Below are 7,489 nucleotides of genomic sequence, written 5' to 3'. Positions count from 1 at the left end.
ACGGAACCCCGCCCCTCGGCCGCAGATAGTCCGACACCCGAACGAACCATGCCGGCCGAACCCGTGGCACCGGCCGAGCCGGCTGCCAACGAAGCGACGGCCGGCCCGGCGACCGGTGAGCCCGCCGCAGCCGGCGCTGCGCAGGCGAGTCAGGCCGGCAGCGGTGCAAACACCGGCCAAGCCGAGGCGTCGGCGCCGGTCCAGCTATCGGGCCCGGTGCAGTTGGCTTTCGCCGTCACCGGCCAGATGGGCGCCGCGCCGATGCAGGGCGTGTTCGGCAAGCTGCTCTGGCAGCAGGATGGCCATCAGTACGACGCCCAACTGTCCTTGACCTTCCTCTTCAAGACCATCCGCAGCCAGCAGAGCAGCGGCACCATCGGTCCGGGCGGCATCGAGCCTGCGCGCTTCTCGGACAAACGGCGCGGCGAGGTGGCCTCGCACTTCATGCGCGAACAGGGCCAGGTGGTGTTCAGCAACAATGCGCCGACCGTGCCCCTGATGCCCGGCGCACAGGACCGGCTCAGCGTCATGATGCAACTGGGCGCGCTGCTGGCAGGCGATCCGGCGCGCTATCCGCCCGGCGCCGCCTTCGCGATCCAGACCGTGGGGCCGCGCGATGCCGATCTGTGGATCTTCAAGGTCGAGGAAGACGAACACCTCAGCCTGCCGGCCGGCGAGTTCGAAGCCCGCAAGCTCACGCGCAACCCGCGCAAACCTTTCGACGACAAGGTGGAACTCTGGATCGCGCCCGCGCTCGGATACCTGCCGGTGCGAATCCGGCAGACCCAATCGAACGGCGACTTCGCGGACTTCCAATTGCGCGAAGCACAGGGCGCACGGCCCTGAACGACCGAAGAATGCACACAAACTCACGCTCTGTGCCTACAAGGCAACAGCCCTTCTTGAAACTGGCGCATTGATGGCTATCTAACCAATATGAAGGTCAACGACATCCTCACTGGACCCGCCATGCAAATGCTTTACGACTCCGACTCCTTTGTCGTCGTGCACGTGCAACCGACAGAGGACGACAAGCCGCTGTCGCCCCACATCCCCGTGCTCGCGCGCCATGGCTTCGAGATCGTGGACAAGTGCTCCGGCAAGGAGGTCTACCTCGACGGTTCGTGGGCCGAACTGTTCCAGCAGCAGATCGCGGCCTGGCAGCTCAACACGCCGACCCAGGAAGAGGTCGAGGACACGCTCGAGGGCTACGCAGAACTGGCCCACACGCCGGTGCTGGTGCACTAACCCGACGCTTCTTCCTCGGGTCTTTTTCTTTCGCCTTCGCTGTCTCGTTTTCTTCCGTACAGCCAGCCGTACATCGGCCCCACGATCAGTAACACCGCCACCAGCCGGCAGACCTGAAACGCCGTCACCACCGGCACCCCCAGTTGCAGAACCTTCGCGGTGATCGCCATCTCGGCGATGCCGCCCGGCGAGGTGCCGAGCACCATCGTCGCAGGATGCAGCCCCGTGGCCCAGGCCAGCAGCCAGGCGAACACCCCGCACACGACGATCATCCCCAACGTGCCGCCCGCCACGGTGGCCAGCCAGCGGGGTGCCGTGTGCAGAAACTCCCGGCTGAAGCGTACGCCCAGGCTGACCGCGATCACGAGTTGGGCCACGTTCGACACCCACGGCGGCACGGCCGACAACGGATGCCCCGCGACCGTGAAGCCCATGGACACCAGCAGCGGCCCGATGAACCAAGGATTGGTTCGCCCCGCCAGTCGCATCGCCAACCCGCCCACACCGGTGGCCAGCACCAGCAGCGCGAGCCCGTCCCAGCGCACCTCGCGCGAGCCCGCGACCTGTATTTCCAAACCGTGCAGGCCGATCCACTGCATCGCGAAAGGAATCGTGATCGTGACCACGACCAGCCGCAGGCTGTGGGCGGCCGCCACCAGATCGGTGCGCGCCCCGACCCGCTCGGCCAGCAGCGTCATCTCCGACGCGCCGCCGATCGCACCTGCGAAGTAAGTCGTGGCTCTCATGGAGTGCTCGGGCACGTGCGGCATCTTCGACGCGTGCAGACCATGCAGCCAGCGCCCGAAGAGCCAGCCCAGCCCCAGCGCCCAGACGATCGCGAGCACGATCGCCCACCACAGGCCGGCCACCAATCCCACCATCTGCGGCGTGAAGTACAACCCCAGCGCCGTGCCGATGGCCCATTGGCCGGCATTGCGCAGCGGCGTGTAGCTCGCCGTGGGCGCCCCCACGATGGAGGCCAGCGAGACGGCGAGCAGCGGCCCGATCATCCAGGGCAACGGCGTATGCAGTGCCAGGCAAGCCAGCGCGGCCACGAGCGCGAGTAACAGAGTGGCAACGACGCGCAGCGTCAATCGGAACGGGGGCACAAGGGGGAAAAAGGGGAAAGGGCCGGCAGCGCGGCGCGGCTGCCGTCGCGTAGTATGGCCCGATGTCGCTTCGCCCCTCCCGGCTGCCAGCGCCCCTGGCGCTGCTGCTGACCGCCATCGTGCTTGCAGGCTGCGCCGCACGACCCGAGTCCACGGCCTCGGACGCCCCGGTCCCCCGCCGCGCGCTCGCCCTGCTGCCTGCCGATGCCCTGCTGCTCGGCGAACAGCACGACGCGCCCGAGCACCAGGTCATCGAGCGCGAGACAGTCGAAGCCCTGGCCGGCCGAAACCGCCTGGCGGCCGTGGCGATCGAGATGGCGGAAGAAGGCCAGAGCACCGCGCTCATGGACAAGGCCGCGACCGAAGCACAGGTGCAGGCCGCACTCAACTGGAACGACAAGGCTTGGCCCTGGGCCGCCTACGGTCCGGCCGTGATGGCCGCCGTGCGCGCCGGCGTGCCCGTGCTCGGCGCCAACCTGCCCCGCGCGCGCATGAAGGACGCCATGGCCGACGTGTCGCTCGACGCGCAGCTCAACCCCGACGCGCACAAGGCGCAGCAGGCCGCCGTGCGCGACGGCCACTGCAACCTGCTGCCCGAGTCGCAGATCGGTCCGATGACGCGCATTCAGATCGCACGCGACCGCGCCATGGCGCAAACCATCCTCAAGGCACGCGTGCCGGGCAAGACCGTGCTGCTGCTGAGCGGTGCCGGCCACAGCGCCAAGGCGCTCGGCGTGCCGCAGCACCTGCCCAGCGACATGGCGGTGAAGACCGTGCAGTTGCAGGCCGGCGATGCGGCGGCGGCGCCGCGCGAACCCAGCGCCTTCGATGCCGTCTGGCGCACACCCGCCATTCCCGAGAAGGACTACTGCGCGGCACTGCGCGCGCCGACCGCGCCGACCGCGCCGAAGAGCTGAAGCATCGGGCGCACGCCCGGTCGGCTCGGTTGTTCAGGCATGTCGGCGGATCGAATCCGCCAAGGTGCCCACGAGCGTGTCGATGTGCGACTTCTCCACCACGAAGGGCGGCGACAGCACCACCACCTCGCCCGCCGGCCGCACCAGCGCGCCCTTCTGGAAACAGTCGAGGAAGATGTCGTAGGCCCGCTTGCCCGGCGCCCCCGCGATAGGCGCCAATTCCACAGCTGCGGCCAGGCCCAGGCTTCGGATACCGACCACGTTGGGCAGCCCCTTCAAGCCCGCATGCATGGCATCGCCCAGCACCTTGCCCATCTCGCCGGCGCGCGCGAAAAGCTGCTCCTTCTGCAGCAGCTCCAGCGTCGCGATGGCCGCGGCGCACGCCACCGGGTGGCCCGAATAGGTATAGCCGTGAAAGAACTCCACCACGTGCTCGGGCGCCGAGGTGTTCATCATCTCGTCGTAGAGCTTGTCGCGGCAGATCACGCCGCCCAGCGGAATCACGCCGTTGGTCACGCACTTCGCGAAGTTCAGCATGTCGGGCACCACACCGAAGTAGTCGGCGGCGAAATTGGTGCCCATGCGGCCGAAGCCGGTAATGACCTCGTCGAAGATCAGCAGGATGCCGTGCTTGTCGCAGATCTCGCGCAGCCGCTGCAGGTAGCCCTTGGGCGGCACGTACCAGCCGGCGGAGCCGGCCACCGGCTCGACGATGATCGCCGCCACGTTGCTCGGGTCGTGCAGCGGCAGGATGCGCTGCTCCAGTTCGACCAACGGGTCTTCGGTCCACACCGGCTCCTGGTTGTGGACATACGCATGGTTCACCGGGTCGTGGATGAAGCGCATGTGGTCCACGCGCGGCAGGAAGGCCGAGCCAAACACCTTGCGGTTGCCCGGAATGCCGCCCACCGACATGCCGCCGAAGCCCACGCCGTGGTAGCCCTTCTCGCGCCCGATGAAGACGTTGCGATGGCCCTCGCCGCGCGCCCGGTGGTAGGCCAGCGCCACCTTCAGCGAGGTGTCGGCCGCCTCGCTGCCCGAGTTGCAGAACAGCACCTTGTTGAGGTCGCCCGGCGCCATCGCGGCGATCATCTCGGCGGCCCGGAAGGCCTTGTCGTTGCTCACCTGGAAAGCGGTGGCGTAATCCAGCGTGTCGAGCTGCGCCTTGATCGCTTCGTTGATGGGCTTGCGGTTGTGCCCCGCGCCCACGCACCACAGCGAGGAGATGCCGTCGATCACCTTGCGGCCATCGTGCGTGGTGAACTCCATGCCGTCGGCGGCGACGAACACCCGCGGCTCCTTGCGGAAATGCCGGTTGGGTGTGAAGGGCAGCCACTGGTTGTCCATGCGGAAGTCGTTGTAGGCCATCTGTTCGCTCCTGCCGGGTCGGCACTGGGGGAAGGGCATTTTGTCACCGGCCGGGACTTGCGGCAGGCCTGCGACAATCCGGCCCCTTATGAGCTGCGCCTACATCCTGACCCTGTCCTGTCCCGACCGCACCGGCATCGTCCATGCCGTCTCCGGATTCCTGCTCGAACGCGGCGGCAACATCGAGGAAGCGGCCCAGTACAACGACCACGGCACCGGCCTGTTCTTCATGCGCGTGCGCTTCGCCTGCGGCGACCAGGACGAGCCCGCATTGCGCGAACAGATCGCCGGACTGGCGCAAACCTTCGGCATGCGCTGGAAGCTGCACCTGGCGGCCCAGCCGATGAAAACCGTGCTGCTGGTCAGCAAGGAAGGCCACTGCCTCAACGACCTCCTGTTCCGCTGGAAGAGCGGCCTGCTCGCCATCGACGTGCGCGCCATCATCTCGAACCACCGCGACTTCTACCAGCTCGCCGCCAGCTACAACGTGCCCTTCCACCACATCCCGGTGACCGCGGCCACCAAGGTCCAGGCTGAAGCGAAGCAGCTCGAGATCATCGAGGCCGAGGGCGCCGAACTGGTGGTGCTGGCGCGGTACATGCAGATCCTCAGCAACGACCTGTGCACCCAGCTCGCGGGCCGCGCGATCAACATCCACCATTCGTTCCTGCCCAGCTTCAAGGGCGCCAAGCCCTACTACCAGGCACACGACCGCGGGGTGAAGCTCATCGGTGCCACAGCGCACTATGTGACGGCGGACCTCGACGAAGGGCCGATCATCGAGCAGGACGTGGAGCGCGCCGACCACACCGACACGGTCGAAGACCTCACCGCGCGCGGCCGCGACACCGAAACCCAGGTGCTGGCCCGCGCCGTGAAGTGGCACAGTGAGCACCGCGTGCTGCTCAACGGGCACCGCACGGTCGTGTTCAGATAACTCGGGAGAAGTCATGAGCGCCTCGCAACCTGCTCAATATCCACCGCCGAAAGTCCTGCACCAGCAGCAGCAGCACCAGAGCTGGGAGCATCACCAGCAGGAGCGGCACGAGCAGCTGGAGCGCGCCGAACGCCAAGCGCTGGTGGTGAAGGCGCTCGGTCCCTGCCTGCCTGCCCATGCCCTGCTGTGGCATGCGGAAGACACCACCCCCTACGAGTGCGACGGCCTCACCGCCTACCGCCAGCGCCCTCTCGTGGTGGCGCTGCCCGAAACCGAAGAGCAGGTGCAGGCCGTGCTGCGCGCCTGCCATGCGCTGGGCGCACCGGTGGTCGCGCGCGGTGCCGGCACCGGGCTCTCGGGCGGCGCGATGCCGTACGCAGACGGCGTGACGCTGTCGCTGGCCAAGTTCAACCAGATCATCCGGATCGATCCGATCGGCCGCACCGCGGTGGTCCAGTGCGGCGTGCGCAACCTCGCCATCAGCGAAGCCGCCGCGCCTTTCAACCTGTACTACGCGCCCGATCCGTCGAGCCAGATCGCCTGCACCATCGGCGGCAACGTAGCCGAGAACTCGGGCGGCGTGCACTGCCTCAAGTACGGCCTGACGCTGCACAACGTGCTGCGCGTGCGCGGCTTCACCGCGGACGGCGAGCTGGTGGAGTTCGGCAGCGAGGCCCTCGACTGCCCGGGCCTCGACCTGCTGTCGCTGGTGGTGGGCAGCGAGGGCATGCTGGCCGTGACCACCGAAGTCACCGTGAAGCTGGTGCCCAAGCCGCAGCTCGCGCGCTGCATCATGGCCAGCTTCGACGACGTGCGAAAGGCCGGCGACGCGGTGGCGGCGGTGATCGCGGCCGGCATCATTCCGGCCGGCCTCGAGATGATGGACAAGCCCATGACCGCCGCGGTCGAGGACTTCGTGCATGCCGGCTACGACCTGGAGGCCGCGGCCATCCTGCTGTGCGAATCCGATGGCACGCCGGAAGAGGTCGAGGAAGAGATCGAACGCATGAGCGAGGTGCTGCGCACCGCGGGCGCCACCGCGATCTCGGTCAGCACCAGCGAGGAAGAGCGCCTGCGCTTCTGGAGCGGGCGCAAGAACGCCTTTCCCGCCTCGGGCCGCATCAGCCCCGACTACATGTGCCTGGACTCGACCATTCCGCGCAAGCGCCTGGCCGACATCCTGCTGGCGATCCAGCAGATGGAACAGAAATACGGGCTTCGCTGCTGCAACGTCTTCCACGCCGGCGACGGCAACCTCCACCCGCTGGTGCTGTTCGACGCCAACGACCCCGACCAGCTGCACCGCTGCGAACTGTTCGGCGCCGACATCCTCGAGACCAGCGTCGCGATGGGCGGCACCGTCTCGGGCGAACATGGCGTGGGCATCGAAAAGCTCAACAGCATGTGCGTGCAGTTCACCGACGCAGAAAACGAGCAGATGTTCGGCGTGAAGCGCGCCTTCGACCATGTCGGCCTGCTCAATCCCGGCAAGGCCATCCCGACGCTGCAACGCTGCGCCGAATACGGCAAGCAGGTGTTCCGCGCGGGACGCGTGCCCTTCCCCGAGCTGCCGCGCTACTGACGATGAAGGGTCTGCGCGGGCTCGCCTGGCTCCTGGTGCTGCAGTCCGTCGGCGAGCTGCTGTCGCGCGGGCTCTCGCTGCCGCTGCCGGGGCCCGTGGTGGGCCTGGTACTGCTGCTGGCGGCGCTGCGCTTTCCGCTGGTGCGCGAGCCGGTGGCCGAATGCGCGAACTTCCTGCTGTCGCACCTGTCGCTGCTCTTCATTCCGGTCGGCGTGGGCGTGATGACGCACCTCGGGCTGCTGGCCCAGTACGGCGGCCGCATGCTGGCGGTGATCGCGCTGTCGACCTGGATCGGACTGGCGGTGACCGCGACGGTGCTCCACTGGCC

8 protein-coding genes are annotated in these 7,489 nt (G+C 67.9%); 6 read left to right on the top strand and 2 right to left on the bottom strand.

The features are described from left to right. The first annotated feature begins 48 nt into the window (after window positions 1-48). Together B0W80_RS33475 and B0W80_RS33470 are read left to right on the top strand one after the other, a co-directional pair. Window positions 49-846, top strand: a complete 798-nt coding sequence (locus tag B0W80_RS33475; RefSeq protein WP_077003451.1) for a DUF3108 domain-containing protein — start codon at window positions 49-51, stop codon at window positions 844-846. Between the two features lie 123 nt (window positions 847-969). After that, complete coding sequence (locus B0W80_RS33470) at window positions 970-1,248, top strand: DUF3567 domain-containing protein (protein WP_077003453.1); 279 nt, start codon at window positions 970-972, stop codon at window positions 1,246-1,248. On the opposite strand, the gene B0W80_RS33465 is transcribed toward B0W80_RS33470, so the two are convergent. Beyond that, window positions 1,245-2,303: an AbrB family transcriptional regulator gene (locus tag B0W80_RS33465; RefSeq protein WP_256856761.1), complete on the bottom strand. Its 1,059-nt coding sequence runs from the start codon at window positions 2,301-2,303 to the stop codon at window positions 1,245-1,247. The genes B0W80_RS33470 and B0W80_RS33465 overlap by 4 nt on opposite strands. 116 nt (window positions 2,304-2,419) lie before the next feature. On the opposite strand from B0W80_RS33465, the gene B0W80_RS33460 reads away from it, so the two are divergent. Further along, the gene (locus tag B0W80_RS33460; RefSeq protein WP_077003449.1) at window positions 2,420-3,274 is read left to right on the top strand and encodes a ChaN family lipoprotein; all 855 of its coding nucleotides are present in this window, start codon (window positions 2,420-2,422) and stop codon (window positions 3,272-3,274) included. Between the two features lie 33 nt (window positions 3,275-3,307). Here B0W80_RS33460 and B0W80_RS33455 read toward each other — a convergent pair whose 3' ends face one another. Next, window positions 3,308-4,642, bottom strand: a complete 1,335-nt coding sequence (locus B0W80_RS33455; protein ID WP_077003448.1) for an aminotransferase class III-fold pyridoxal phosphate-dependent enzyme — start codon at window positions 4,640-4,642, stop codon at window positions 3,308-3,310. An 88-nt stretch (window positions 4,643-4,730) separates the two neighbouring features. On the opposite strand from B0W80_RS33455, the gene purU reads away from it, so the two are divergent. The 3 genes from purU to B0W80_RS33440 form a co-directional block, all read left to right on the top strand. Beyond that, window positions 4,731-5,579: a formyltetrahydrofolate deformylase gene (gene purU / locus B0W80_RS33450; RefSeq protein ID WP_077003447.1), complete on the top strand. Its 849-nt coding sequence runs from the start codon at window positions 4,731-4,733 to the stop codon at window positions 5,577-5,579. A gap of 13 nt (window positions 5,580-5,592) precedes the next feature. Next, complete coding sequence (locus tag B0W80_RS33445; RefSeq protein ID WP_083745804.1) at window positions 5,593-7,161, top strand: FAD-linked oxidase C-terminal domain-containing protein; 1,569 nt, start codon at window positions 5,593-5,595, stop codon at window positions 7,159-7,161. A 2-nt stretch (window positions 7,162-7,163) separates the two neighbouring features. Beyond that, window positions 7,164-7,489 (top strand): CidA/LrgA family protein (locus tag B0W80_RS33440; protein ID WP_077003446.1); only part of this gene is annotated, 326 nt, incomplete at its 3' end.

The sequence above is a fragment of the Variovorax sp. KK3 genome, assembly GCF_001984055.1.
GTDB lineage: Bacteria > Pseudomonadota > Gammaproteobacteria > Burkholderiales > Burkholderiaceae_C > Variovorax.
The sequence above is the reverse complement of the archived record's forward strand: the minus strand, read 5'-3'. Positions and strand labels throughout refer to the sequence as shown.

What these genes read in the sequence shown, in the direction of transcription:
- B0W80_RS33445 (WP_083745804.1), top strand. Translation starts at nt 5,593, where the DNA reads ATGAGCGCCTCGCAACCTGCTCAATATCCACCGCCGAAAGTCCTGCAC.
- B0W80_RS33470 (WP_077003453.1), top strand. Translation starts at nt 970, where the DNA reads ATGCAAATGCTTTACGACTCCGACTCCTTTGTCGTCGTGCACGTGCAA.
- purU (WP_077003447.1), top strand. Translation starts at nt 4,731, where the DNA reads ATGAGCTGCGCCTACATCCTGACCCTGTCCTGTCCCGACCGCACCGGC.
- B0W80_RS33460 (WP_077003449.1), top strand. Translation starts at nt 2,420, where the DNA reads ATGTCGCTTCGCCCCTCCCGGCTGCCAGCGCCCCTGGCGCTGCTGCTG.
- B0W80_RS33455 (WP_077003448.1), bottom strand. Translation starts at nt 4,642, where the DNA reads ATGGCCTACAACGACTTCCGCATGGACAACCAGTGGCTGCCCTTCACA.
- B0W80_RS33475 (WP_077003451.1), top strand. Translation starts at nt 49, where the DNA reads ATGCCGGCCGAACCCGTGGCACCGGCCGAGCCGGCTGCCAACGAAGCG.